General features: G+C 73.7%; 20 protein-coding genes. 8 read left to right on the forward strand and 12 right to left on the reverse strand.

The genetic code is table 11. The features are described from left to right. Positions 1-137: 137 nt before the first annotated feature. Positions 138-1,643 carry a sensor histidine kinase gene (locus NI26_RS10095; protein ID WP_066654961.1) on the reverse strand — a complete coding sequence of 502 codons (1,506 nt, stop codon included), beginning with the start codon at positions 1,641-1,643 and terminating at the stop codon, positions 138-140. A gap of 182 nt (positions 1,644-1,825) precedes the next feature. Here NI26_RS10095 and NI26_RS10100 point away from each other — a divergent pair, with 182 nt between their 5' ends. Next, positions 1,826-2,284: an Rv3235 family protein gene (locus tag NI26_RS10100; protein ID WP_144411321.1), complete on the forward strand. Its 459-nt coding sequence runs from the start codon at positions 1,826-1,828 to the stop codon at positions 2,282-2,284. A 76-nt stretch (positions 2,285-2,360) separates the two neighbouring features. Here the strand turns inward: NI26_RS10100 and secA are convergent, their stop codons facing one another. The 6 genes from secA to mtrA all read right to left on the reverse strand — a co-directional run bounded on the left by secA (position 2,361) and on the right by mtrA (position 11,235). After that, positions 2,361-5,144 carry a preprotein translocase subunit SecA gene (gene secA / locus NI26_RS10105; RefSeq protein WP_066654965.1) on the reverse strand — a complete coding sequence of 928 codons (2,784 nt, stop codon included), beginning with the start codon at positions 5,142-5,144 and terminating at the stop codon, positions 2,361-2,363. Positions 5,145-5,326: 182 nt separating this feature from the next. After that, entirely contained in the window at positions 5,327-6,028 is a 702-nt protein-coding gene (gene hpf, locus NI26_RS10110) for a ribosome hibernation-promoting factor, HPF/YfiA family (RefSeq protein ID WP_066654967.1), read from the reverse strand. A gap of 230 nt (positions 6,029-6,258) precedes the next feature. Beyond that, on the reverse strand, positions 6,259-7,023 hold the full coding sequence (locus NI26_RS10115; RefSeq protein ID WP_158407756.1) for a phosphoribosyltransferase family protein: 765 nt from the start codon (positions 7,021-7,023) through the stop codon (positions 6,259-6,261). A gap of 143 nt (positions 7,024-7,166) precedes the next feature. Continuing rightward, a complete protein-coding gene (locus NI26_RS10120; RefSeq protein ID WP_066654971.1) occupies positions 7,167-8,846 on the reverse strand; it encodes an LpqB family beta-propeller domain-containing protein in 1,680 nt (559 codons plus the stop codon). Further along, positions 8,846-10,555, reverse strand: coding sequence for an MtrAB system histidine kinase MtrB (gene mtrB / locus NI26_RS10125; protein WP_235426343.1), 1,710 nt, complete (start codon positions 10,553-10,555; stop codon positions 8,846-8,848). The genes NI26_RS10120 and mtrB overlap by 1 nt, the downstream gene beginning before the upstream one ends. 5 nt (positions 10,556-10,560) lie before the next feature. Beyond that, positions 10,561-11,235, reverse strand: a complete 675-nt coding sequence (mtrA, locus tag NI26_RS10130) for an MtrAB system response regulator MtrA (RefSeq protein ID WP_066658387.1) — start codon at positions 11,233-11,235, stop codon at positions 10,561-10,563. 150 nt (positions 11,236-11,385) lie between these two features. Here mtrA and NI26_RS10135 point away from each other — a divergent pair, with 150 nt between their 5' ends. Genes NI26_RS10135 through NI26_RS10155 form a run of 5 tightly spaced genes read left to right on the forward strand, consistent with a single transcriptional unit; the run spans position 11,386 to position 17,069 of the window. After that, entirely contained in the window at positions 11,386-12,762 is a 1,377-nt protein-coding gene (locus tag NI26_RS10135) for a glycerophosphoryl diester phosphodiesterase membrane domain-containing protein (protein WP_066654973.1), read from the forward strand. Continuing rightward, the gene (locus tag NI26_RS10140) at positions 12,729-13,394 is read left to right on the forward strand and encodes a DUF4129 domain-containing protein (RefSeq protein ID WP_066654974.1); all 666 of its coding nucleotides are present in this window, start codon (positions 12,729-12,731) and stop codon (positions 13,392-13,394) included. Before NI26_RS10135 ends, NI26_RS10140 begins: the two co-directional genes overlap by 34 nt. After that, positions 13,391-14,647 carry a DUF4350 domain-containing protein gene (locus tag NI26_RS10145; RefSeq protein ID WP_066654979.1) on the forward strand — a complete coding sequence of 419 codons (1,257 nt, stop codon included), beginning with the start codon at positions 13,391-13,393 and terminating at the stop codon, positions 14,645-14,647. The genes NI26_RS10140 and NI26_RS10145 overlap by 4 nt, the downstream gene beginning before the upstream one ends. Next, entirely contained in the window at positions 14,644-15,711 is a 1,068-nt protein-coding gene (locus NI26_RS10150; RefSeq protein ID WP_396137169.1) for an AAA family ATPase, read from the forward strand. The genes NI26_RS10145 and NI26_RS10150 overlap by 4 nt, the downstream gene beginning before the upstream one ends. Continuing rightward, the gene (locus NI26_RS10155; protein ID WP_066654985.1) at positions 15,711-17,069 is read left to right on the forward strand and encodes a DUF58 domain-containing protein; all 1,359 of its coding nucleotides are present in this window, start codon (positions 15,711-15,713) and stop codon (positions 17,067-17,069) included. Before NI26_RS10150 ends, NI26_RS10155 begins: the two co-directional genes overlap by 1 nt. A gap of 42 nt (positions 17,070-17,111) precedes the next feature. Here NI26_RS10155 and NI26_RS10160 read toward each other — a convergent pair whose 3' ends face one another. Further along, complete coding sequence (locus tag NI26_RS10160) at positions 17,112-18,107, reverse strand: stage II sporulation protein M (RefSeq protein WP_066654991.1); 996 nt, start codon at positions 18,105-18,107, stop codon at positions 17,112-17,114. A 62-nt stretch (positions 18,108-18,169) separates the two neighbouring features. Here NI26_RS10160 and NI26_RS10165 point away from each other — a divergent pair, with 62 nt between their 5' ends. Beyond that, entirely contained in the window at positions 18,170-19,039 is an 870-nt protein-coding gene (locus NI26_RS10165; RefSeq protein ID WP_081984930.1) for an RDD family protein, read from the forward strand. A 59-nt stretch (positions 19,040-19,098) separates the two neighbouring features. On the opposite strand, the gene ahcY is transcribed toward NI26_RS10165, so the two are convergent. Together ahcY and NI26_RS10175 are read right to left on the reverse strand one after the other, a co-directional pair. After that, positions 19,099-20,577: an adenosylhomocysteinase gene (gene ahcY / locus NI26_RS10170; RefSeq protein ID WP_066654992.1), complete on the reverse strand. Its 1,479-nt coding sequence runs from the start codon at positions 20,575-20,577 to the stop codon at positions 19,099-19,101. 186 nt (positions 20,578-20,763) lie between these two features. Next, positions 20,764-20,988 (reverse strand): DUF3499 family protein, encoded by a 225-nt coding sequence (locus NI26_RS10175; RefSeq protein WP_066654995.1) that lies wholly within the window; start codon positions 20,986-20,988, stop codon positions 20,764-20,766. A gap of 92 nt (positions 20,989-21,080) precedes the next feature. On the opposite strand from NI26_RS10175, the gene NI26_RS10180 reads away from it, so the two are divergent. Further along, positions 21,081-21,521, forward strand: a complete 441-nt coding sequence (locus NI26_RS10180) for a metallopeptidase family protein (RefSeq protein WP_066654996.1) — start codon at positions 21,081-21,083, stop codon at positions 21,519-21,521. Positions 21,522-21,653: 132 nt separating this feature from the next. Here NI26_RS10180 and NI26_RS10185 read toward each other — a convergent pair whose 3' ends face one another. Together NI26_RS10185 and NI26_RS10190 are read right to left on the reverse strand one after the other, a co-directional pair. After that, positions 21,654-23,057 (reverse strand): DUF5719 family protein, encoded by a 1,404-nt coding sequence (locus tag NI26_RS10185; RefSeq protein ID WP_066654999.1) that lies wholly within the window; start codon positions 23,055-23,057, stop codon positions 21,654-21,656. Beyond that, positions 23,054-25,933 (reverse strand): glycosyltransferase family 2 protein, encoded by a 2,880-nt coding sequence (locus tag NI26_RS10190; RefSeq protein WP_144411325.1) that lies wholly within the window; start codon positions 25,931-25,933, stop codon positions 23,054-23,056. Before NI26_RS10190 ends, NI26_RS10185 begins: the two co-directional genes overlap by 4 nt. Between the last annotated feature and the right edge of the window lie 56 nt (positions 25,934-25,989).

Consider the following 25,989-nt stretch of genomic DNA (forward strand, 5'->3'; position numbering starts at 1 on the left):
GACCGCCGTCGCCCGCCGTTGCCGTGGGACGGCCGCACAATCGGAAGCACCTCGCACCACGGATACCCGCGGCGCGAGGTGCTTCCGGTTGTGCACGGGCAACGGACGCCACACGAACACGCCCGCGACGCGTCGGCCTAGGGGGCGCCGGCGGCCGTCAGCCAGCGGAACGGGATCGTGATCGTGACCTCGGTCCCGCTGCCGGTGAGCGTGTGCCAGTCGATCGTGCCGCCGAGCTCGCCCTGGATGAGCGTGCGGACGATCTGCGTGCCGAGACCCGAGCCGACCTTGCCCTCGGGCAGGCCCACACCGTTGTCACGGACCTCGATGTCGAGGTGGTCGTCGGCGCGGTTCGCGACGATCTCGACCTCGCCGTCGCGCCCGTCGAGCCCGTGCTCCACGGCGTTCGTGACGAGCTCGGTGAGCCCGAGCGCGAGAGGCGTCGCGGCCTCGGAGGGCAGCACGCCGAACTCGCCGGTCTTCTTCGGGCGGACGGTGGTGTTGTGCGACGCGGCGACCTCGGTCACGAGCTTGAGCACCGAGTCGAACACCTCGTCGAAGTCGACGTTCTGGCTGAGACCGGTCGACAGGGTGTCGTGCACGACGGCGATCGCGGCGACACGGCGCATCGCGTTCTGCAGTGACGTGCGGGCCTCGTCGGAGTGGGTCCGTCGGGCCTGGATCCGCAGCAGCGACGCGACCGTCTGCAGGTTGTTCTTCACCCGGTGGTGGATCTCGCGGATCGTCGCGTCCTTGGTGATGAGCTCACGCTCCTGGTGCCGCAGCTCGGTGACGTCGCGGCAGAGCACGATGGCGCCGATGCGCTCCCCGTGGTCACGCAGCGGGATCGACCGGAGTGACACCGTCACGCCCTTCGCCTCGACGTCGGCGCGCCACGGCGCACGACCGGTCACGACGAGCGGGAGGGACTCGTCCACGTCGAGCTTCGAGCCGATGAGCTCGGTGGTCACCTCGGCGAGGGACTTCCGCTCGAGCTCCCCCTCGAAGCCCATGCGGTTGAAGGCACTGAGGCCGTTCGGGCTCGCGAAGGTCACGGTGCCGTTCGTGTCGAGGCGGAGCAGACCGTCGCTCGCGCGGGGCGCACCGCGGCGCGGACCAGCCGGCGCCCCGAGGTCCGGGAAGTCACCGGTCGCGATCATGCCGAACAGGTCGTTCGCGCTCGCGGTGAAGTTCAGCTCCTGGCGGCTCGGCGTCCGCATCTCGTCCTGGTTCGAGTGCCGGGTGACCACGGCGATCGGACGGTCGGTCGTCTCGGTGCTGTTCGTGGTCAGCCGGCGGAGCACGGGGATCGCACGGACCCGGGTCGGCGTGTCCTCGTACCAGTCCGGCTCGGCCGAGTCGACGACCGTCGCACTCGCGAAGCACTGGGTGACCTGGTCGCGCCACTCCTCACGCATCTCCTGCCCGACGATGTCGCGGTAGAACAGGGTCGCCGCCGAGCTCGGACGCGCGTGCGCCACGGCCATGAACGAGCCGTCCACGGCCGTCGGCACCCACAGCACCATGTCCGCGAAGGAGAGGTCGGCGAGGAGCTGCCAGTCCCCCACGAGCAGGTGGAGCCACTCCACGTCCGCTTCCGAGGACCGGCCTTGCGCGAGGACGAGATCACTGAGGGTCGACACCCGGCAAGTCTAGGTGCGCCCGTCTGTGGAGAACGACGCCCCTCCACAAGCACGATGACGTCGGTATTTCACATGCGCCATTCGTCCGTACGCTCGGGACCGGAGGGGACATGGCGGCAGGAGAAGCGCGTCCGATCACGGCGGACGACCAGAGCGGACCGGTACCGCGGACGCTCGCCCCGGTGACCGGGACGACACCGAGGAGCGAGTCCGAGCACCGGGAGCTCGTGGCGGCGGGCAGGGGCCACCCCGACGTCGCGGACGGCGCCGAGGCCGGGACGTCGTCCGAGACCACGACGGCGACACCGGACGTCGCCGACACGGCGCGGGCACTCGGGCTGTGCGTCGTCGAGGTCCTGACCGGTGGGCGCGAGGTCGACAGCATCGCGCGCTGGATCACCGAGGACGTGCAGCGGCACCTGCTGCAGCGTGCCGCCCTCGGCGCTCGGGCGCGGTCGATCGGGAGACGGTCCCGCGCCCGCCCGATCCTGCAGGTCGGGAGCGTCCGGGTCTGCGAGCCGGCGCCCGGCGTCGCGGAGGCAGCCGTGGTGGTGCACACGCGCAGCCACGCGCGTGCCGTCGCGCTCCGGCTCGAGCTGCGGCAGGGGCGCTGGCGAGCGACCGCGATCGGGGTGCTCTGATCCCGCACCGGGGACACGACGGACGGGAGGCGCGGTGCCGTCCGGCACCGCGCCTCCCGTCCGTCGTCGTGGGGCGTCAGCCCTTCTTGGCGGCCTGACGACGCTCCGCGCGGTTCCCCGCGGCGGCCTGTCCGGAGGCGGTCGCCGCGTTGCCGAACGCCGACCCCTGCTCCGGACCGGCGGCCTCTGCCTCGGCCTCGGCCTGTGCGCGCTGCGCGCGAGCGGTGGCGGCCTGCTCCAGGCGTCCGCGCTCGTCGCGCACCTCGACCTCGCCGTCGATCGACGGCGCCGAGTACTCGAGGCCGGTGGCCTCGGACTCCCCGAGCCCCTTCGCCTCGATGACCGCGTTGTCGCCGTCCGACTGCACCTGGACCTCGAGGTTGAACAGGTACCCGACCGACTCCTCGCGGATCTGGCCCATCATGCTCTGGAAGAGCGCGTAGCCCTCGCGCTGGTACTCGACCAGCGGGTCGCGCTGTGCCATCGCGCGGAGGCCGATGCCGTCCTTGAGGTAGTCCATCTCGTACAGGTGGTCCCGCCAACGACGGTCGATCACGGAGAGGACGACGCGGCGCTCGAGCTCGCGCATGGCCTCGTCACCGAGGAGCTCCTCACGCTGCTGGTACGCGAGCTTGGCGTCGGACAGGATCTCGCGTGCCAGGAACTCGCGCGTCGCCTTGCCCTTCGAACCGGCCTCGGTGATGACCTCGTCGATGGAGATCGAGATCGGGTACAGCGTCCCGAGCTCGGTCCACATCGCGTCGAGGTCCCAGTCGTCCGGGGAGCCCTCGCCGGTGTGCGTGTCGATGACGTCGTCGATCACGGCCTTGAGGAACGACTGCGCACGGTCGTTGATGTCGTCACCCTCGAGGATGTGACGACGGTCGCTGTAGATCGCCTCGCGCTGGCGGTTCAGGACGTCGTCGTACTTCAGGACGTTCTTGCGGATCTCCGCGTTGCGGCCCTCGACCTGCGCCTGGGCGGACCGGATCGCCCGGCTGACCAGCTTGTTCTCGATCGCCATGTCGTCCGGCACGTTCGAGCGGCCCATCAGGCTCTCGGCCGCACCGGAGTTGAACAGGCGCATCAGGTCGTCGGTCAGCGACAGGTAGAAGCGGCTCTCGCCCGGGTCGCCCTGACGACCGGAACGCCCCCGGAGCTGGTTGTCGATGCGGCGCGACTCGTGGCGCTCCGTACCGAGGACGTACAGACCGCCGGCGTCGCGGACCTTGTCGGCCTCTTCCTTGATCTCGGCCTTGACGCGGGCGAAGACGTCGTCCCAGGCGGCCTCGTACTCCTCCGGCGTCTCCGTCGGGGACAGGCCCTTGGCGTGCATCTCCTGCACGGCCAGGAACTCGGAGTTGCCGCCGAGCATGATGTCGGTACCGCGGCCGGCCATGTTCGTGGCGACCGTGACGGCCCCGAGTCGACCGGCCTGCGCGACGATCGCGGCTTCGCGGGCGTGGTTCTTCGCGTTGAGGACCTCGTGCTTGACGCCCTTCTTCGCGAGGAGCTTCGACAGGTACTCGGACTTCTCGACGCTCGTGGTGCCCACGAGGACCGGCTGGCCCTTCTCGTGGCGCTCGGCGATGTCGACGGCGACCTGCTCGAACTTCGCCTTCTCGTTCTTGTAGACGAGGTCGGTCTGGTCGATGCGCTGCATCGGCTTGTTCGTCGGGATGGGGACCACGCCGAGCTTGTAGGTCGACATGAACTCGGCCGCCTCGGTCTCGGCGGTACCGGTCATGCCGGAGAGCTTCTGGTACAGGCGGAAGTAGTTCTGCAGCGTGACGGTCGCGAGGGTCTGGTTCTCGGCCTTGACCTCGACGCCCTCCTTCGCCTCGATCGCCTGGTGGATGCCCTCGTTGTAGCGCCGGCCCATGAGGATGCGACCGGTGTGCTCGTCGACGATGAGCACCTCGCCGTTCATCACGACGTAGTCCTTGTCCTTCTTGAACAGGGCCACGGCCTTGATCGAGTTGTTCAGGAAGGAGATGAGCGGGGTGTTCGCCGACTCGTAGAGGTTGTCGATGCCGAGGTAGTCCTCGACCTTCTCGATGCCGGGCTCGAGCACGCCGACCGTGCGCTTCTTCTCGTCGACCTCGTAGTCCTCGCCCGGGATCAGGCGGGTGGCGATCGACGCGAACTCGGTGAACCAGCGGTTCGCCTCGCCCGAGGACGGCCCCGAGATGATGAGCGGCGTGCGGGCCTCGTCGATGAGGATCGAGTCGACCTCGTCCACGATCGCGAAGTAGTGGCCGCGCTGCACCATGTCGGAGGCCTGCCACGCCATGTTGTCGCGCAGGTAGTCGAAGCCGAACTCGTTGTTCGTGCCGTAGGTGATGTCGGCCGCGTACTGCTCGCGGCGCTCGGCCGGCGACTGGTTCGCGATGATGCAGCCGGTGGTCATGCCGAGCGCACGGAAGACGCGCCCCATGATCTCGGACTGGTACGACGCGAGGAAGTCGTTGACCGTGATGACGTGCACGCCGCGCGACGGGATCGCGTTGAGGTAGGCGGCGGTCGTCGCGACGAGGGTCTTGCCCTCACCGGTCTTCATCTCGGCGATGTTGCCGAGGTGCAGGGCCGCGCCGCCCATGAGCTGCACGTCGAAGTGCCGCATGCCGAGGGTGCGCTTGGCTGCCTCGCGCACGGCGGCGAACGCCTCCGGCAGGAGGTCGTCGAGGGACTCCCCGTTGGCGTACCGCTCGCGGAGCTCCTTCGTCTCGTCCTGGAGCTCCTCGTCGGTGAGGCTCGCGAAGTCGTCCTCGAGGTCGTTGATGGCCGAGGCGTACGCCTTCAGCCGTCGGAGGGTCCGTCCTTCGCCGATGCGGAGGACCTTCTCCAGCACGTTTGCCACGTGAGCTCCTTACGGGGTCGTCGCGCGCGACCTGCGCGATCCGAACAGCCAGTCATGCTAGCAACCCGCCGGAGCGCTGCGCTGGGAGACGGGCGTTGCACCGAGCAGGGACGGCCGACGAGGGCAGCGGGTGCGAACGGTCCGACGAGGACCGCACGCACCCGCTGGACGGCGACGGTGCGCTACGCGACGGCCGCTGACCCGGCGGCGTCCGCGTCGGCGGTGCTGCCGTCCGCGCTCCCGTCGTCGATGCCGATCACGCCGTAGTCCCAGCCCTTGCGGCGGTAGACGACGCTCGGGCGCCGGGTCTCGGCGTCGACGAAGAGGTAGAAGTCGTGCCCGACCAGCTCCATGCGGTAGAGCGCGTCGTCGAGGGTCATCGGGGCCTCGGTGAAGACCTTCTGCCGGATGACCACGGGCGAGTACGGCTCGACGTCCTCGTCGTGCGACTCCTCGACCACGGCGACGACACCGGTCGCGACGGTCTCGATGAGCCGCCCGTCGGCCGGCGTGACATCCATGTGCTCGAACCCGGTGCCGGCGGCCTCGGCCACGGAGGTCGGGCGGTGGCGACCGCGGTGCACCTTGCGGCGGTCACGTGCCCGACGCAGGCGCTCGGTGATGCGGGCGAAGGCGAGGTCGAACGCCGCGTACTTGTCCGAGGCGGCGGACTCGGCCCGCACGAGGGGCCCGGGGCCGATCAGGGTGAGTTCGACGCGGTCCTCGCCCTGGGCGCCGCCGGCCTTCTCGTTGTGGCGGCTGAGGCGCACCTCGAAGGCGAGGGCGCGGTCGGCGAGCACGTCGATCTTCTCGGACTTCTGTTCCACGTAGGTGCGGAATCGATCGGTGACCCCGACGTTCCGGCCCGTGATCGTCACGTCCATGTGGCGGCTCCCATCCGTACTTCGGCGCGTCGCCTCCATCCGGCGATCCCGAACGCCTTGCCGCGAGGCTAGACCCCCGGCCCGAGCGGCGTCACCACCCGCCGGCGGGTCGCGCCGGACACCCACCGGACGCTCAGGCGTCGCCGGGCGGCCACCCGGCGTCCACCCGGCCGACCAGCCGCCGCACCCGCGGGGCCGGTGCACGAACCGTCCTGGTGCGGCCCGAGCGGTCACTCCTCGACCTCGGCGAGCGCGACGCACCGCACCACGCGACCCCCGGCCGCACGGACCGCGCGGACCGCCTCGGCCATGGTGACGCCGGTCGTGACCACGTCGTCGACCACCACGACGTCCCGACCCGCGACGTGCGCCGCACGGAGCGTGCCCACCGTCGCCTCGACCCGTTCGAGTGCCGTCCGCTCCTTCTGGCCGTGCGCGACGCGCTTCGTGGCCCGGGAGCCGGGCCGGTCCGCGGGGACCCGCCCCCGGACTCGCCGGAGCGCCCGGCGCGGCGCGCGACGGGGCCGCCCACGCGCAGCACCCGCGCGGCGGAGCAGCAGGACGACCGGGTCGAACCCCCGTCGCCGCGCCCCGGCAGGCGACGGCGGCACACGGACGAGCAGCGCTCCCGGGACGTCGGCCAGGGCCCGGTCGACGAGCGCGCAGAACCGTGGCGCGAGCACCGGCACGAGGTCCGTCCGGCCACGGAGCTTCAGCTCGAGGACGAGAGCCCGCACGGTGTCCCGGTAGGCGAAGGCCGCGTCGAGTCGGACACCCGCGACCAGCCGGCGTCGCTGCGGCTCGGCGTCGAGTGCGTCACGGCAGGGCCGGCAGACCGCCCGGTCCGGCGCACCGCACCCGACGCAGGCCACGGGGAGCACGAGTCCGAGCACCGCGGCGACGGCGTCCGACCAGGCAGACGGGTCGGTGGCAGGGGCGGTGGGAGGGGCGCCGGCAGCGCGGGTGCGCCGGCGGCGCGGGTCGGTCCTGGACACGGGTCGATCGTGGCGCCCGGCACACCGCCGAGGTGGGCCGTCGCGGCGGACGGTGGACGAGCCTCCAGGCCGCGCCGCGTGTGCAGGAACGGCCGCGCCGCGCGTGCAGGGGCGGCCGCGCCGCAGGAGCGGCGCGTGCCGCGTCAGCGCTGGGTACCGAGGACGTCCGCGGTGACCCCCGTGGTGTCCCAGCGGCCGCCGGTGGACTGCAGGACCGTGCCGTCCGCCATGCGCAGCAGGACCGATCCGCCGCTGCCGCCCGCCACCGAGGACGCCGTCCCGTCCGGCTTCGGCAACGTCGTCGACTGGCCGCCGACCGTCGACCGGACGACCTCGGGGCCGGCCTCCGTCTGCCCGACCGACACGACGTCGCTGTCGTTCACCCAGGCCGCACCGACGGCGTCACCCGTGGTCGCCTGCACGCGCACCGGCGAGCCGAGGCCCGTCGGCGTGCGGTCGCTGCCGCGGACGATCGCCATCACGTACAGGGCGGGCCCGTCGCCCGTCTCGATGAGGGCGAGCGCCCGTGTGGAGTCGCGGGAGACCTGGAACGAGACGAGCCGGCCGCGTGGCAGCGTCGTGGCGACCTCGTGCGGGTCGCCACCCAGCCCGTACGCCGTCACCCGGCTCGTGTCGTCACCGCTGCCGACCCAGACGAAGCCGAGGTCGTCGAGCGTCGGCGGGACCAGTCCGTCGGTCGCGTCGATGCGGAGCGCGTCCCGACCGCGGACCACGACCACGCCGCTGGCGTTGCCCACCGCGGCGACCGTGCCGGACGTGGAGAGCGAGAACGACTCCGGGTCGAGGGAGGCGATCGTCGTGCTCGCGTCGCCGCCGAGGGCCGCGACCCGACCGTTGCCCGTCGCGTACCCGACCTCGTCGTCGCGGTCGACGAGCGGTCGCGGGTCGACGTCGGGGTTGAGACGCGCCGTCGCGTCCTGCTGCTCCGGCTCGGCGAAGGTCGCCCCCTCGATGGTGATCGAGACGGACGACACCGAGGCGACCGACGCGAGCGAGCGGGTCAGCTGCTCGCGCATGCGCGCCTTGTCCTCGCCGCTCGAACCGAGGGCGTCGCGCGACAGGTCGACGAGCGCGGAGCCGTTCTCGATCGTGACCGCGTTGAGCGAGAGCTGCGTCCCCTCCGGGAAGGCCGACACGACGGCGCCCTTGAGCCAGTCGGACGGCCCGGCCAGCAGCGCACTGGCGATGCGGGTGCTCGTGGACGACCGGGCGAGGAACCACCGTTCGTCGGGCACCAGGTAGCGGTACGTCGGGTCGAAGAAGTAGAGCGCGTGCTGCTGGAACTGCGACTCGAAGCTCACCGGCGTGAGGATGATCCCGTCCGGGGCGTAGGCAATCCGCCACTCCCCGTCCTCGCGGACGAACTGGAACGTCAGGGTCGACGTCGTCGGCCGGACCGCCTGGGTGTACTCGCCGTCGGCGTCGACGGTCGCACTGGCGGTCAGCGTGTAGGTGAGCTCGCGGTCGGCGACCCGCTCGATCGCGCCGCTGCCCTGCAGGACGGTGACGCCGCGGCGCGGGTTCCACTTCTCGGCGAACCCCGTGGCGAGGAACTCGCGGGCGGTGCCGTAGTCGTCCTGCGCGCCGGTGCCGGCGGCGACGAAGCCGCGCAGGATCGCGGTCTGGTCCATGCCGGCGACCGGTCGGTCCGGGCGGAGCTCGAAGCCGGAGATCGCCTCGTCCTTCACCGACTGCCCGGTACGCACGCCGCCACCCGTCGGGATCGCCGCGCACGCCGAGAGGGCGACCACGGAGAGCGCCGCGAGCGTCACCACCACCAGGGTCCGGAGTCGTGCGCGCATCAGTCCTCCCCCCGGACGGCGCGGGGGCCGTCGTAGGTCTCGTCGAGTTCGGGCAGCGGGATGGCGGAGGTCGCGGTGCCGAGCGACTCGCCACGCGGCAGGGTCAGCACGAACGTCGAGCCCTCGCCGGGGCGCGACCACACGTCGATCCGACCGCCGTGCAGGTTCGCGTCCCCGAGGGAGATCGCGAGACCGAGGCCGGTGCCGCCGATGGTGCGCTTGCGGCTCGGGTCGGCGCGCCAGAAGCGGTCGAACACCCGCGCTGCGTCCTCCGGTGGCATCCCGACGCCCTGGTCACGGACCGCGATCGCCACGGACCGGGAGTCGCTGTCGACGACGACCTGGACGGGCTTCGCGTCACCGTGCTCGACCGCGTTGCCGACCAGGTTCCGCAGGATCCGCCGGATGCGCTTCGCGTCGAGCTGCATCGTGGTGTGGCCGCCGGGGGTGACGAGCTGCAGGTCGACGCCGGCACGGTCGGCGAGCGGGCGGAACTCCTCGACGATGTCGGCGGCGAGCGCGGCGGGCACGACGGGTTCGGTGTCGAGCTGCACCGCCTGGGCGTCGTAGCGGGAGATCTCGAGCAGGTCGGCCAGCAGCAGCTCGAAGCGCTCGACCTGTGCGTGCAGGAGCTCGGCGGACCGGCTCACCGACGGCTCGAAGGCGTGCCGCGAGTCGTAGAGCATGTCGCCCGCGAGCCGGATCGTGGTCAACGGCGTGCGGAGCTCGTGGGAGACGTCGGACACGAAGCGCTGCTGCACGCGGGAGAGCTCGGCGAGCTGGGTGATCTGCCGGCTGACCGCGTCGGCCATGTCGTTGAAGCTGCGCGCGAGGATCGCGATGTCGTCGTGACCCCGGACCGGGATGCGCTCGTCGAGCCGGCCGGCGGCGATCTTGCGACTCGTCTCGGCGGCACCGCGGATCGGCACGACGACGAGCCGCACCACGAGCGAGGTGACGAGCGCGATGAGGACGATGAGTGCGACGCCGCCGACCGACAGCGTCTGTGACACGAAGTCGAGGGTCTGCTGCGCGTCGGACAGGTCGTACACGATGTAGAGCTCGTACTGTCCGGCGCTCGGGACCTGCAGGACGGACCCGACGGCCAGGCCCGGCTCGCGGCGGCCGCCGTCGTCGAGCTGCACGGGCTGCAGGCTCAGTCGCCCGGTGTCCTTCCCGACCTCGCGGCGCAGGGCGTCGGTGATCACGGCGTCCGGGAAGCCCTGGCTCGCGAGGTTCTGCAGCGTCTGGGGCGTCGACTGGCCGGGCGTCCGCTCGATGGCGATGCTCGTGCCGCCCGGGCTCGTCGTGTTCGAGAGGATCGCCTGCTGCGCCTCGCTCTGCAGGGTCTCCAGCTCGGTCTGGTTGTTGTCCTCGGCCGCGGTCGCCGCGTCGAAGATGCCCTGCGCGACGATCGTCGCCCGGGCCGACTCGGACTCGATCTGGTCGCGGCGCTGCGCGTAGACGTTGTTCGAGATGCTGATCATGACCGCGGTACCGATGACGGCGACCGCGAGGCCGGTCGTCGCGACGGTGATCGCGACGCTGCGCACCATGAGCGACCGGCGCCACAGCCAGGCGACCGCGTACCACCCGCGACGGAGCCAGCGGCGGAGCCGACGCCGCACACGGGCGGCGCGACCGGGGAACCCGCGGCCGGCCCGCGGTGCGCCCCCGCCCGCCGCGGTACCGGACGACGCCGACGGCACGGTGCTCAGGCTCCTCCGGCCCGGTAGCCGACACCGCGGACGGTGGTGACGATCTTCGGGTTGTCCGGGTCGTGCTCGATCTTCGCGCGGAGCCGCTGCACGTGGACGTTCACGAGCCGGGTGTCCGCCTTGTAGTGGTAGCCCCAGACCTGGTCGAGGAGCATCTCGCGGGTGAAGACCTGGTTCGGCTTCTCGGCGAGCGCGCGGAGCAGGTCGAACTCGAGCGGGGTGAGCGCGATCACCGTGTCGCCGCGACGGACCTCGTGCGCGGCGACGTCGACGGTCAGGTCGCCCGCGTGCAGCACCGACGCGTCCCCCGCCGTCGGCCGCAGCCGCGTCTTGATGCGCGCGACGAGCTCCTTCGGGTTGAACGGCTTGACGACGTAGTCGTCGGCACCGTTCTCGAGGCCGGCGACGACGTCGGCGGTGTCGCCCTTCGCCGTCAGCATGATGATCGGGGTGCCGCTGTCCGCGCGGATCCGCTTGCAGACCTCGATGCCGTCGATCCCCGGCAGCATGACGTCGAGCAGCACGAGGTCGGGCTTCGTGCTGTGGAACGTCTCGACGGCGTCGTTGCCGTCGGCGCTGAACTCCGGGTCGTACCCCTCGGAACGGAGGACGATGCCGATCATCTCGGCGAGGGCCTGGTCGTCGTCGACGACGAGGATGCGCGGTGTCATGTGCATGGACTCCGTGGGACGGGCGGCGGTGCCGAGAGCCGGCACCCACAGTCACGATAGCCGAGCACCCGTCGCACCGGGATCTTGCGACAGTATGGGTGCACGGTCGCGCGTTCCGCTGCGCGACACGAGCACGACGAGGGGGCGGCGATGGCCGACTGGCAGGTTCCGGGATCCGGTGGGGGCGAGGACCGGACGGGAGGCCCGTCCCACCCCGCAGGGCAGCCGTCGTCCGCAGGGTGGTCGGGGCAGCAGCCGTGGCCGGCCCAGCAGGGCTGGCAGCAGCACGCCGGCCCCGGGCGTCCCGGTCCCGGTCCGCAGCGACCGCCGGCGCAGCGCCCGGTCGTCCCGCTCCGTCCGCTCGGTCTGGGCGACGTGCTCGCGGGGGCGTTCACGGTGTTCCGGCGGAACCCACGCGTCCTGCTCCTCTGGAGCCTGCTGCTCAGCGGTGTGCTCGGGCTCCTCGCGACGCTGGCGAGCACCTTCGGGCAGCAGTCGCTGCAGGCGCGCATGTCGTCGGCGGTCGAGGCCGGCGGGAGCGGCGCGGGGGACGTCGTCGCCGGGTCCGTGACCCTCTTCCTCGTGCTCTCGGTCGGGCTGCCCTTCCTGGCCTACCTGGGCCGGGCCTTCCTCGTCGCGCCGGTCGCGGCGGACACCGGGCAGCGCGTGCTCGGGCGCCGCGCGAGCTTCCGCGGCCTCTGGGCGCTCCTCGCCGGTCGGCGGTGGCCGGTCCTCGCGTGGATCCTGCTGCAGCTCGCCGCGGGCCTGGTCCTCGGCGCGGTGTTCGGCGGACTCGTGGTCGGCATCGCGGCCGGTCTGGTCGCGGGTCGCTCCGGCATCGGCGGCTTCATCGGCGCGTTCTTCCTGCTCGCCCTCGGCGCACTCGTCGTGGTCGCCTGGCTGGCGACGAGGTTCGCGTTCACCGTCCCCACGATCGCCCTCGAGGGCCGGGGCGTCTTCTCGGCAGCGGCGCAGTCGTGGCGACTCACCCGCGGGGCGTTCTGGCGCACCTTCGGCATCGTCCTGCTCGTCCAGGTCGCATTCGGGATCGCGGGGTCGATCGCGTCGATCCCGCTCACGTTCGGCACGGTCCTGGCCATCGGCGCCTTCGACCCGCTCGGGCAGACGGGCGCGGCCGCCGGTGTGGGCGTCGGGGCCGTCGTGGCCATCGTGCTCGGTGCGCTGCTGTCCATCGCCGTGCAGTGCGTCACCGACGTGCTCAGCGCCTCGGTCCTGACCTTCCTCGCCCTCGACCGCCGCATCCGCACCGAGGCGCTCGACCAGCGGATCGCCGCGCACCTGGACACCGGGGAACCGTCGGACCCGTTCGCACCGGCGCCCGCCGTCGCCCGCCCGCCGTGGCCCGGTCAGCAGGGGCCCGGACAGCAGGGCCCCGGACAGCCCTGGCCCGGACAGCAGGGGCCCGGACAGCCCTGGCCCGGCCCGCAGCAGCCCACGCAGCAGTGGCCCGGCCCACAGCAGCCGTCGCAGCAGTGGCCGGGGCAACCGTGGCCGGGCGGCTCGTGACGCTCGGTCCGGACGAGGCACGTCGACTGCTCGAACGCGAGCTCGAGCGAGCCGACTACGACGGTGCGCGCGCGACCTGGTGGGACCGGGCCTCGCGCCACGTGCTCGAGTGGCTCGGGTCCTTCCGCCCGGGCGGCGGGCTGGACTCCCCCGTCCTCGGGCAGTCCGTGCTCTGGATCGCGGTCGTCGTGCTCGTGGCGGTCGTCGTGCTCGTGGTCGTCGCCCGCGGTCTCCCCCGTCGGCGGGCCCGCACCGCGCGGTCCGACGACGGGAGCGTCTTCGACGCCGACGACGTCCGGTCCGCCCGCGAGCTCGGCGACGCCGCCCGCTCCGCCCTGCGCGCGGGCGACTGGTCCGCCGCGGTCCTCGACGGGTACCGCGCCGTCGCGCGCGGACTCGCCGAACGCGACCTCGTGCGCGAGGTCCCCGGCGCCACGGCACGGGCCGTCGCCGGCCGCGCGGCACCGTGGTTCCCCGACCACGCGGACCGGATCGACCGGGCAGCGCGCGCCTTCGACGACGTCCGGTACCTCGGCACCGAGGCCGACGAGGCCACGGCACGCTCGGTCATCGACACCGAGGCGACGGTCCGCGGTGCCCGACCCGCGGTCGCACCGGCGGTGTCGACGTGAGCGCCGCCGCGACCGCGACCCGCGTCGTCCGCGCCCCGGGCAGGCTCGGTCGCGTCGCCTTCTGGGTCGTCATCGTGCTCGTCGGCCTGCTGCTCGCCGGGCTCACCGCGGCGGTGCAGTCCTCCACCGACCCGTCCCGCGAGCCGCTCGACCCGACCTCGACGACGGCGAGCGGTGCGCGGGCGCTCGTCCGGGTGCTCGAACAGCAGGGCACCCGGGTCGACGTGGTCGACCGCGTGGACGGCCTCGACGGCGACGCACTCCGCGGTGCGACGGTCCTGGTCGACGACTCCGCCGGCGCCCTCGACGCCGGGGTCGCCCGCCGACTCGGTCGCTCGGCCGAGCACGTCGTCCTGGTCACCACGGACCAGGCCGCACTCGACGCCCTGGGCCTCGACGTGGTCGCCGCCGGCCCCGTGCTCGGGGACGACACCGTCGCGACCACCGGGTGCGCCGTCCCGGCCGTCGCCGCCGCCGAGCGCATCACCACGAGCGGCCAGGGCTACCGCCCGCCGTCGGACGGCCCCGTCCCGTCCGGCACCGACCTCTGCGCCACGACCGGCAGCGGGGACGACCGCGTCGCCGGCATCGTCCGGACCGCCACGCCCGGCGGCGACGTCACCCTGGTCGGCACGACGGGGGCGCTGCGGAACGACACGATCACGACCGCGGGCAACGCCGCCTTCGCACTCGACCTGCTCGGTTCCGGTGACCGGCTCGTCTGGTACACGCCGACCCGGACGTCGGCCGACGCCGCGCCGACGATCGGCTCGCTCGCACCGTCGTGGGTGCCCGGCGCCCTGCTGCTGCTCGGCCTCGTCGCGGTCGCGGCCGGTGTCTGGCGCGGTCGCCGGCTCGGGCCGCTCGTCGTGGAACGGATGCCCGTGGTCGTCCGCGCCTCCGAGACCACCGAGGGGCGCGCACGCCTCTACGCCAGGACCCGGGACCGCACGCACGCGCTGGACACCCTGCGGCTCGCAGCGCTCCGACGGGTCGGGCACCGCCTCGGGCTCCCCCGCGGTGCGCACGTCGACGAGGTCGTCCGTGCCGCGGCCCGCGCGACCGGTCGTCCCGACCCCGCCGTCGGCGCCGTCCTGGTGGGCGGCCCGACGACCGACGACCGTGCGCTCCGCGACGGCGCAGCGGCCCTCGACGAGCTCGAGCGTGCCGTCCGCGCGGCGACCGGCGCCCCCGTCCCGCAGACCTCCACCCCCCGAACGCCCCACCGCAACCGACGAGGAGCACGACCGTGACCGATCCGTCACCCGCCCAGGAACCGAACGGCACGACCCGGAACGACGCTGCGTCCACCACCAGGACGCGGCCCGCCACGGAACCGGACGCCACGGCACGCCCGACCGGCGGCACCGACGCGCTCCGGGACGCCTTCGGCCGGCTCCGCGCCGAGGTGGGCAAGGCCGTCGTCGGCCAGGAGGGCGCCGTGTCCGGGATGATCGTCGGCATCCTCGCGCAGGGCCACGTCCTGCTCGAGGGCGTCCCCGGCGTCGCGAAGACGCTGCTGGTGCGCAGCCTCGCAGCGGCCATGTCGCTCGACACGAAGCGCATCCAGTTCACCCCGGACCTGATGCCCGGGGACGTCACGGGCTCGCTCGTGTTCGACGCGTCGACCGGCACCTTCCCGTTCCGCGAGGGCCCGGTCTTCACGAACGTGCTGCTCGCCGACGAGGTGAACCGCACGCCGCCGAAGACGCAGTCCGCACTGCTCGAGGCGATGGAGGAACGCCAGGTCAGCGTGGACGGCGCCGCGCGGCCGCTGCCCGACCCGTTCTTCGTCGCCGCGACGATGAACCCCATCGAGTTCGAGGGGACCTACACGCTGCCGGAGGCGCAGCTCGACCGCTTCCTGATGAAGCTCACGCTCGACGTGCCGCCCCGGGACGTCGAGTGGCAGGTGCTCCGTCGGCACGCGGACGGCTTCGTCCCGCGGGACGTCCGGTCCGCCGGGGTCCGGCCGGTGCTCGGCGTCGACGAGGTCCTCGCGGCGCAGCGGGCCGTCCGCGCGGTGGGGGCGCGCGACGACGTCCTGGCGTACGTGGTCGACCTCGCCCGCGCCACCCGGCAGGCGCCGTCCGTCCGCATCGGCGTGAGCCCCCGCGGTGCGACGGCGCTCCTCGCCGCCGCGAAGGCGTGGGCGTGGCTCACCGGCTACGACGCGATCACGCCGGACCACGTGCAGGCGATGCTCCTGCCGGTCTGGCGGCACCGTCTGCGCGTGGCCGCGGACGCCGAGCTCGAGGGCGTCGGGGCGGACGGGGTGCTGCAGCAGGTCGTCGAGCAGGTCCGGGTGCCCTTCTAGTGGCCGTCTCCGGTCGCTTCGTCGCGCTCCTGGCGGTCGCGATCGTCCCCACGGTGCTGCTCGGCAGCGCCTGGGGCGGCGTGGCGTGGGCGGCCGTCGTGGTGCTCGCCGCCGGGCTCGACGTCCTGCTCGCCGCCGATCCGGGCTCGGTCCGCGTCGAGCGACGGATGCCGCAGCTGGTCCGACGCGGCAGCACCGCCGACGGCACGCTCGTCCTGGCGAACGACGGACGTCGGCCGCTGCGCGCGGTCGTCCGGGACATGTGGGAGCCCTCCGCCGGCCACGGGCCGCACCGGATCCGCTCGACGGTGCCCGCCGGGGAACGCCGGACCGCCCGGGTGCGCTTCACGCCCTTCCGTCGCGGCCGTCGCACCAGCGCCGGGGTCGCCGTCCGGTCCTTCGGCCCGCTCGGCCTCGCCGCCCGGCAGGCCGTCCTGGACGCGCCCGGTTCGCTGGTGGTCACGCCGCCCTTCCGATCGCGTCGGCACCTGCCCTCCCGGCTCGCCCGGCTCCGCGAACTCGACGGTGAGACCACCCTGCAACTGCGGGGTCACGGGACGGAGTTCGACTCCCTGCGCGACTACGTGCGCGGCGACGACGTGCGGTCGATCGACTGGCGCGCGACCGCCCGGCGGCAGGACCTGGTCGTCCGGACGTGGCGACCGGAGCGTGACCGCCGCGTCGTCATCGTCGTCGATGCCGGTCGTGCCGGCGCCGGACGCGTCGACGACGAGCCGCGGCTCGACACGTTCATCGAGTCCGCGCTGCTGCTCGGCGCGCTCGCGACGGCTGCCGGCGACCGGGTCGAGCTGGTCGTGCTCGACGACACCGTCCGCGACCGGGTCCACGGTGCGACGCGGACCGACGTGGTGCGACGCTTCGGCGAACGGCTCGCACTCGCCGAGCCGGGCCTCGCGGCGACGGCCTGGTCGGCGGTCCCGGCAGCCGTCGACGCCGTGACGACCTCACGTTCGTTCGTCGTGCTCCTGTCGAGCCTGGACTCCGTCGGCGCCTCGGCCGACCTGCTCGCGGTGCTCCCCCGGCTCGCGCGACGGCACGCCGTCGTCGTCACGAGCATCGCGGACCCGGCCGTCGAGCGGATGGCGAGCGGGGTCGCCGAAGCCGGTCACGGGACACCGGAGCAGCGGGACGGACGGATGTCGCGCCTCCTGGCCGGGTCCGGTGCCGAGCGCGACGTCTACCGACGAGCGGCCGCGGAACGGACCCTGCTCGACGCGGACGGCGTCGGGGACGTCGCACGCCGGGCCGGCGCCGAGGTCGTGCGCGGTGGGCCCGGGGCCGTGCCACCGGCCGTCGCCGACGCGTACATCCGCGCGAAGGCGGCCGGCCGGCTCTGAGCCGCGGGCGGCGGGCGCACGACCCACGGCGCAGCCCTCGGCTCAGCCCGCGGTGAGCGCCGTCGCGCCGCGCTCGAACTCCTCGACGTCACCGCGCTCACCCGCGCGGAACGCACGGCCGCCGAGCACCCACTGGTACCAGAGCACCGCGGCCAGTGCGACCGTGCCGATCCCGATCTTCACCGGCCACGGCCAGTCCTGGCGGGTCACCACGCCCTCGACCAGCCCGGAGAGGAGCAGGGTGAGCGCGAGACCGACCGCGACCGTGAGGAGGGCTCGACCGTCCTCCGCCAGGGCCTGCGCCCGCGTGCGCGCACCGGGGGCGATCCACGACCAGCAGATCATCAGGCCGGCGGCACCGGCGAGGAAGACCGAGTACAGCTCGAGCTGACCGTGCGGAGCGATCCAGAGGAAGAAGTCGCCGAGCCGCCCCTGCGAGTGCATGATCGCCGCGGAGACGCCGAGGCTCACCGCGTTCTGCACGATCGACACCGGGACGTAGAGCCCCGTGATGCCGAAGGCCACCATGCGTGCCGCGATGAAGGCGTTGTTCGACCACACCTGCGCGGTGAACGCCCCCAGGCCGTGGTCGGAGTAGTACGCCTGGAAGTCCTCCGTCGCGTACTGCCGCAGGGCCTCCGGCGTGCCGAACGTCGTGACCGCTCCCGGGGTCGACGCGATCCACACGGCCACGATCGCCGTGATCGCGACCGTTGCCGCCGCGACCCAGACCGTGACCCAGCGGATGCGGTACAGCGCCGCCGGGAGGTGCCGCGCGAAGAACGTCGTGACGGCGGTCAGGGGGTCGACCGGCGTGCCCGTGAAGCGCAGCCGTGCGCGGAACACGGTGCGGGACAGGCGGTCCCCCACCGCGGAGCCGGGCGCGACGCCGCGGACCCGCGCGAGGTCGGTCGCGACCTCCTGGTAGCCGCTGACCAGCCGGTCCGCGTCCGCGCCCGACCCGTGTCGGGCGCGGGCGAGCCGGTCGACCTCGTCCCAGCGGTCGCCGTGCACCGCGCTGTAGGCCTCCAGGTCCACGTGCCTCCCCCGATCGCGCACACCGGGCCCCCGAGGGGACCCGCTCACGACAGAATGATCCCATGGGGAAGACGCGCGTGCCACGCGACCTGTCCGACGCCCGCTTCGGCGGGACGCTCGACGAGACCGCCGACGAGCTCGTCGTCGGCGAGGCCGTCGCGCTCGACGTGCAGCCGGCCGGCATCGTGCTGCGACTCGCGGCGGCGCTGCTCGACGGGGTCTGCCTCGTGGCGCTGCTCGCCATGCTGCTGTTCGGGCTCGCGAGGGTGTGGCCGCCCGGCGCCGACACCGTGTGGCTGTTCCCCCTCGGCATCGGGGCCGCGGTGACGGTGCTCGTGCTCGTCCCGGCCGGGGTCGAGACCGTCACGCGGGGCAAGAGCGTCGGACGGTACGCCGCCGGGACCCGGGTGGTGCGGGTCGACGGAGGCGCGATCGGGTTCCGGCACGCCTTCACCCGCGCACTGGTCGGGCTGCTCGAGCTCTGGTCCACCCTGGGCTCCGTCGCGTTCGTCGTGGCGCTGTTCGGCTCGCGCCCCAGACGCCTCGGCGACCTGCTCGCCGGGACCTTCGTGCAGCACGAACGCGGCGCACGTCGGCGCGACGTGGAGGTCCTGCTGCCGGTCGAACTCGTGCCGTGGGCAGCGGTGGCGGACGTGTCGGCGCTGCCGCAGCGGCTCGAGGACCGCCTCGGGGCCTTCTTCCGGTCGGCGGCCGACCTGCGGCCGGAAGCGCGCGAGGCCGCCGCGCGGATGCTCGCGGCGGCGGTCGCGGAGCACGCCTCCCCGGTGCCGGACGTCCACCCCGAGGTGTTCCTCGCGGGCGTGGTCGCGGTGCGGCGGGAGCGCGACGTGCGGGCGCTGCGGGGGCGGGCAGCACTGCTCGACGGTGCGGCGGCCGTCGCCGGGGCGCGGCCGCCGGGCTTCCCGCGCTGAGGCGCTGGCGCCGCCCCGCGCCCCGACGGGAGCCGCGCAGCAGCGCGGCGCCGGCGCGGTCAGTACCGGTAGTGGTCCGGCTTGTAGGGGCCCTCGACGGGCACACCGATGTAGGCGGCCTGCTCCGGCCGGAGCTCGGTGAGCCGGACCCCGAGGGCGTCGAGGTGCAGGCGCGCGACCTTCTCGTCCAGGTGCTTCGGCAGCACGGAGACCCCCGTCGGGTACTCCTCGCGCCTCGTGTGCAGTTCGATCTGCGCCAGGACCTGGTTCGTGAACGAGTTGCTCATCACGAACGAGGGGTGCCCCGTCGCGTTGCCGAGGTTCATCAGCCGCCCCTCGCTCAGCACCAGGACCGAGCGGCCGTTCGGCAGCCGCCACTCGTGCACCTGCGGCTTGATCTCGACCTTCTCGACCCCCGGCAGCGCCTCGAGCCCCGCCATGTCGATCTCGTTGTCGAAGTGTCCGACGTTCGCGACGACCGCCAGGTGCTTCAGCGCGAGCACCTCGTCGACCCCGACGACGCCGAGGTTGCCGGTGCAGGTCACCACGATGTCGACCTCGCCGGCGACGTCCGCCAGCCGGGCGACCTGGTAGCCGTCCATCGCCGCCTGCAGTGCGCAGATCGGGTCGACCTCGGACACGACGACCCGGGCGCCCTGGCCGCGGAGCGCCTCGGCGGCGCCCTTGCCGACGTCTCCGTAGCCCACGACGAAGGCGACCTTGCCGCCGATGAGCACGTCGGTGGCCCGGTTGAGCCCGTCGGGCAGCGAGTGCCGGATGCCGTACTTGTTGTCGAACTTGGACTTCGTCACCGAGTCGTTGACGTTGATCGCCGGGAAGCGCAGCTCGCCCTTCCGAGCGAGCTCGTACAACCGGTGCACGCCCGTGGTGGTCTCCTCGGTGACGCCCTGCACCTCGGCCGCGATGCGGGTCCAGCGGTCGGTGGAGCGCTCGAGCGACGCGGCGACGGTCGCGAGCACGATCCGCCACTCGGCGCTCGCGTCGGCCCCCGGCTCCGGAGCACGTCCGGCGGCCTCGGCGTCCGCACCGGTGTGCAGGAGCATCGTCGCGTCCCCGCCGTCGTCGAGGATGAGGTTCGGCCCCGTCCACGACTCCCCCGCGGCAGCAGCCTCGGCGCTCCAGTCGAAGATGCGGTCGGTGCACCACCAGTACTCGTCGAGCGTCTCGCCCTTCCACGCGAACACCGGGACGCCCGCGGGTGACGCCGGTGTCCCCGTCGGCCCCACAGCGACCGCCGCGGCGGCCTCGTCCTGCGTGGAGAAGATGTTGCAGCTCGCCCAACGGACCTGCGCGCCGAGGGCGACGAGGGTCTCGATGAGGACCGCGGTCTGGACCGTCATGTGCAGGGACCCGGCGATCCGCGCACCGGCGAGCGGCTGCGACGGCCCGAACTCCTGACGCAGGGCCATCAGGCCCGGCATCTCGTTCTCGGCCAGGCGGATCTGGTGGCGACCCGCCTCGGCGAGGGCGAGGTCGGCGACGCGGAACGGGGCGGCGGTGCGGGTCTCGGTCGACATGGCGTCAGTCTGGCACGCCGGGAGGCGCAGACCGTCAGACGACGTCACGGACGTCGGGCGGGCCTCCAGGCCGAACCGGGAGACGCTGGACGGACCGACTCACCTCCGGCGGGCGGGCCACCGGAACCGACGCACGCGGCGGCCGTCGCTCGGCGGCGTGGGCCACCGGGACCGCGGTGCGCGGCCTCAGTCGGCGGGCGCTGCGTCCCGCCGGATCGGTTCGCGCCGCACGACGTCCCAGCCGCGGGGCACGCGCAGGCGGGCCGCGTGGCGGGCGCAGAGGTCGTACCCGTGCGGCTCGACACGGGTGGAGAGGGGCCCGACGACGACCATGGAGTCGCCGTAGTCGTACGTCAGGGTCGCCGAGGCGCTCGCGCCACAGGCGACCTTGCTGCAGATCCGTACGTCCATACCGGCACCGACCCTACCGGGCGCACCACCGCGACGGCCTGCCGAGGGCCGACGCCGGGGTCGGCCACGCCCTCGCCGCGTACGATGGCGGGATGCGTCGGAAGCACCCCACCGTCACCCCCGTCGACCGCGCCCGTGGTCGGTCACGGCACGGACGCGGTGGCCGGTCGAGTGTCACCGGACCGGAGCTCGCGCCCGTCATCACGCGCGCCGAGACGTTCGACCGCATCGTCGGCGACACCGCCCACTACCTGGTGGGGCTCTGGCCGGACGAGCTCGCCGGGGTGGTGTTCCAGGTGGCCGACATGCCGACCGACCAGACGCTGCCGGACCGCCTCCCCCGCTGGCGGGTCGACCGCGGCGACCGGCGCGTGACGCTGTTCCGGATCCCTGTCGAGCGGGTCACCCGGAGTCCGGAGAAGGACGACACGGACCGCCGCGTGATCATCGAGACCGCGGTGTTCCGTGCGGTCGGCGAGCTCATCGACAAGGACCCGTGGGACCTGGCTCCCGACCGGTACCGCCACTGGTGACCGACACGGACCAGCACCCACGGCCGGACCCGGCACCCGACCGGTACCGCCACCGGTGACCGACAGGGACGACGCGCCGGTCGGGCACCGCCACCGCTGACCGACGGGCCCCGGCGTCAGGGGTAGACGGCGTCAGGGGTAGACGCGCACCGGGGTCGAGACCTCCGTCGCCGGCCGCACCGGGAAGCCGGCGATGCCGTCGTCCGCGTCGTAGCTGACGCCCGCGACGAGCCCCTCGGCGCCGGTGAGCTCGAGCTGCGTCGACACGGGGACCTGCACGGTGGCCGTGCTGCCCGAGGCGACGTCCACCTCCTGCTCACGGTCCCCCGAGGTGATCGTCACCGTCGCGTCCGACCGCGTCGGGTTGACGAGGTTCATCCGCGACCCGCCGCCGGGCGCGACCGCGGTCACGACACGGTCGCCGAGGGGCTCCGCGGACGCGAACCAGCCGAGGTCGGTCCGACCGTCGTCGGTCGGCTTCGTGGTGCGGGCCCCCGCGACGAGCGGCTCCGTCGACGTCACCGTGAGCGAGTACCGCCCGTCCGGGAAGTCGTCGAGGGCGACGTCGGTGACGACCCCGGGCTCAGCGGTCGCGTTCACCGTCGAACCGCCGCCGTCCGCCGTCGTGATGCCGACGGTCACGCGTGCAGCGCGGTCGCCGGGGACGAACAGGCGGAGCACCGGGGTGGCGTCCTCGGTGTCGTCCCCGCGCTGCGCCTCCTCGGCGCCGCTCAGCACGACCGCGGGGATCACCTGCGTCCGCGCCGGTGCGGCGCCGCCGGAGACGACGTCGTAGCCGCCCGGGGTCAGCGTCCGCACGATGCTCTCCTGCATGTGCGCGACGATCTGCCCGCCGGACGAGGTCACGTGCACGACCGTCGATCCCTGGTCGGCGACGAAACCGGACAGCGGCACGACCTTCTGCGTGTTCGGTGCGACCACGATGCCGGTGGTCCCGGGCGCCTGCACGGTACCGGAGGCGTCGAACACGTCGAGGTCCACGGTGGCGTTGACGTCCGTCGGGTTCGACAGCGTGATGAGGCTGGTCCGGCCGGTCTCGGTGGAGCCGCCGACAAGCCAGGTCGACTGGCCGGGGTCGTCGCAGGACGCCGCGCCGAAGCCGACGAGGTCCCCCGACGACACGCTCTGCGAGGTGCTGCCGGCGACCTGCGGCGTGCTGTCACCGGCGGGCGCGGTGAGGAGCTGGGGGTCGCTGCCGCCGGTGGTCGACGAGCCGAGGGTCGACCGGTCGACGGTGCTGCCGGTGGTGCCGGTCGCGACCTCCGACGACCCGACGGTGCTGGCCGTCGTCGCGTCGTTCCCGGACTCGTCCGAGAGCCGCAGCGCGCTGCCGGCGCACACACGCTCGGCGTCGGCGGGCACCGGTGTGACGAGTCGCCCGGCCGGGCGGAGCGCGGTGCTCTCGGTGCCGATCGCGTGCGCGGCCGTCACGGCACCGGCGGCGACTACCACGGCGACCGCGGTCGCGGTCCCGCGGACGACCCACCGTCGGACGGACCGGTGCTCGGTGCTCATTCGTCGCGCTCCTCGTCGAAGGTGGTGGCGGGTTCCTCGGCCTCGATGACGTTCGAGGTGGCACGGCGGCGACGCGGTGCGGTCGGGACGGCGAGCAGGGCCGCGGCGCCGAAGACCACGCCGAGCACGAGAAGGTACAGCACGTGCGTCGCCTGGGTCGCGGCCGAACCGGTGGACACCCGGTCGACGTCCCCCTCGTAGTGGAAGAGCCGACCGGAGGTGGTCTCGCCGATGCTCGTGAACCGGGCGTCCTGGCCGATCGCTCCGGCCGCACGGTCGTGCACCTGCTGCGCCGCGTCGGCGTCCGGTGCGTCGTCGAGCAGCACGAACGAGATGCCGAGCTCGCGGAGCGCGGGTTCGGGGTCGTACCCGCTGCGGCTGGCGAGGTTCCCGGCGAGCGTCGCCAGCTGCGCGCCCGACCTGCTGAGGCGGAGCGCGGTGGAGTCGAGCGTCGTCTGGTCGTCGAGCGTCGAGCCCTGGCCGCGTTCGAGCGACACCGCGAGGGAGCCGTCGGTCTGCGGGTCGACCACGAGCGTGCCGACGTCCGGGTTGGCCTGGGCCTCGGCGTTCACGTAGGCGCTCAGGACCCGTCCGGTGGTCGGCTGCAGGAGCGTGTCACCGAGGGTGGACGCGGCGAAGGCGGGGGTGACCGCGACCCCGGCGAACACCGCCGCGACGAGTGCGGTGACCGGGGCGGTCCGCGGCAGCACGTCGATGCCGATCGACGCCGCGAGCACGATGCCGAGCGCCGTCACGGACAGGGCGCTGCCGGGCCAGACGATCGTCGTGGTCGAACCGACCCCGGTGACGGTGAGGTGGGTCGCACCGAAGGCCGTCGCGTAGCCGAGGAGCGCCAGGACGAGCGCCGCACCGGCGACGGCCCAGCGGTGTCCGAGGAGCGCCCCGACCGCGAGCATGACGACCGGCAGCGCGAGGACGGCCATCGCGACGGGCAGGACCGACGCCGCGAGCCCGAGGGGCGTCGTCGCGGGGAGCCACCCGCTCCAGTCCGGCAGCGGCTGCCCGACCGCGAGCTGGAGCGCCGAGGGGGCGCGCGTGGCGGAGGGGACGCCCGGGTCCGCGAACACGGCGAGCGGGTTGCCGCGGGCGACCTGCGCCAGGACGAGCGGCAGGAAGAGCACGGCGGCGGGGACCGGGATGAAGACCCGACGGTGCGCACGCCGCCAGCCGACGACGAGGGACACGACCCACCCGACCAGCAGGACCGGCAGCAGCGACGGCGCCGAGGCCGCGACGACCGCGAAGAGCAGCGACGCGCCGGACGCCCATGCCCACGAGCGGTGCGCCTCGAGCACCGCCAGCAGCAGCCACGGGAGCAGCACGTGCGCGATGACGGCCCCGAGGTGTCCGGTCGTGACGGCGCCGACGAGCGTCGGGGTGATCGTGTACAGCGCGGCACCGACGACGGGCACCCAGGTGCGGGTGGTGACCTTGCGGACCACGAACCAGGCGCCGAGCGCGGCGAGCGGGAACGAGAGCAGGAGCACGACCACGACCGAGGTCGACGGCGACCAGGCGGTGATCGAGCCGAGCACGGCGAGCACGGCGGCGAACGGGTCGCTCGGGCCGGTGGAGCCGGTCCCGACCGAGTGCCAGCCGTAGCCGACGTTCTGCCACAGCCGCCCGACCGAGGTGCTGAGCGGCAGGAGTCCGCCGCCCGTGACCGCGGGGGTGCCGAGCAGCGGGTACAGCGTCACCACGCTGAGCGCGGCCGCCGCGAGCACGACCCACACGCCGCCGTCGCCGAGGAACGACGCCCGCGCGATCGGGGCGTCCTCGACGCGGGCGAGTTCGACGTCGCGCGAGGTGGTCCGTCGCTCGTGCACCCGGCGCCAGCTGACACGGAGGGGCTCGATGGCCGCCCACCCGACCCGACGGGTCCGCGCGGCGTTCGCCCGCGCTCGTCGGACGCCGCCACCGAAGGCCACGGCGAGGGCGGCGGCGAGTTCACCGGAGACCGCGGCGGGGTGCTTCGCGACGAGGTGGCCGACGGCCCGGACGAGCGCGGTCGGCACGAGCAGCAGCCAGTGCAACCAGAGCAGCCCGGCGGGGGCGTACGTCAGCCGGCGGTGCAGTTGCGCCTGGCGGTGCAGGCGCACGCGCCGCCCCTCGGAGACGCGCTTGCGGCCGAACTCCTCGATCGGTCCGGCACTCGTCACGCGGGCCTCGGGCACCACGGCGACGCGGTGTCCGGCGAGGCGCGCACGGATGCAGAGGTCGAGCGCGGCGTCGACGTCCGGCAGCGCCGGGTCGAAGCCGCGGAGTTCGCGCCAGACCGAGCGGCGCACGAGCATGCCGGCGGCGGACACGCCCATCACGTCGGTGTGCCGGTCGTGCTGGCCCTGGTCGAGCTCGTCCTGCACGAGGGCCAGCGATCGGCCGGCGCGCGTCGTGCTCTCCCCGAACGCACGGATCCGTGCGGGGTCGTCCGTGTCGACGAGCTTCGGCCCGGCGACCACGACGGACGGCGCGATCTCGACCGCGGAGAGCATCTCGGCGAGTGCGGTCGGTGCCGGAGCGTTGTCGTGTCCGAGCAGCCACAGCCACTCGTCGGGCGCTGCGTCGGTCCCGTCGTCGCCGTCGGCGGTCGGCGCTTCGCGCTCCCCCGCCGCGACGGCCTCGCCGAAGGGGCGCCCGGCGGGCAGGCGCACGAGCCCGGCGGACCCGCCCAGGGCGAGCTCGGCCGTCGACCCGTCGGTGGAACCGACGTCGACGACGACCAGGTTGTCGGGGTGCCGGGTCTGGGCGACGAGGGCGTCCAGGGTCCGGTCGAGGTGCTCGCCGCCGTTCGCGGTCACGAGGACCGCGGTGACGCGGGGCTGGGCGGACCGGGGCTGCGCGGGACTGGGCTGCATGACGCGCGTCACTCTACGGTCTGGAGGCGCGGGACCGGTCTGCGGGAACGGCGCGC

The organism is Curtobacterium sp. MR_MD2014 (genome assembly GCF_000772085.1).
In the GTDB taxonomy this organism is placed as follows: Bacteria; Actinomycetota; Actinomycetes; order Actinomycetales; family Microbacteriaceae; genus Curtobacterium.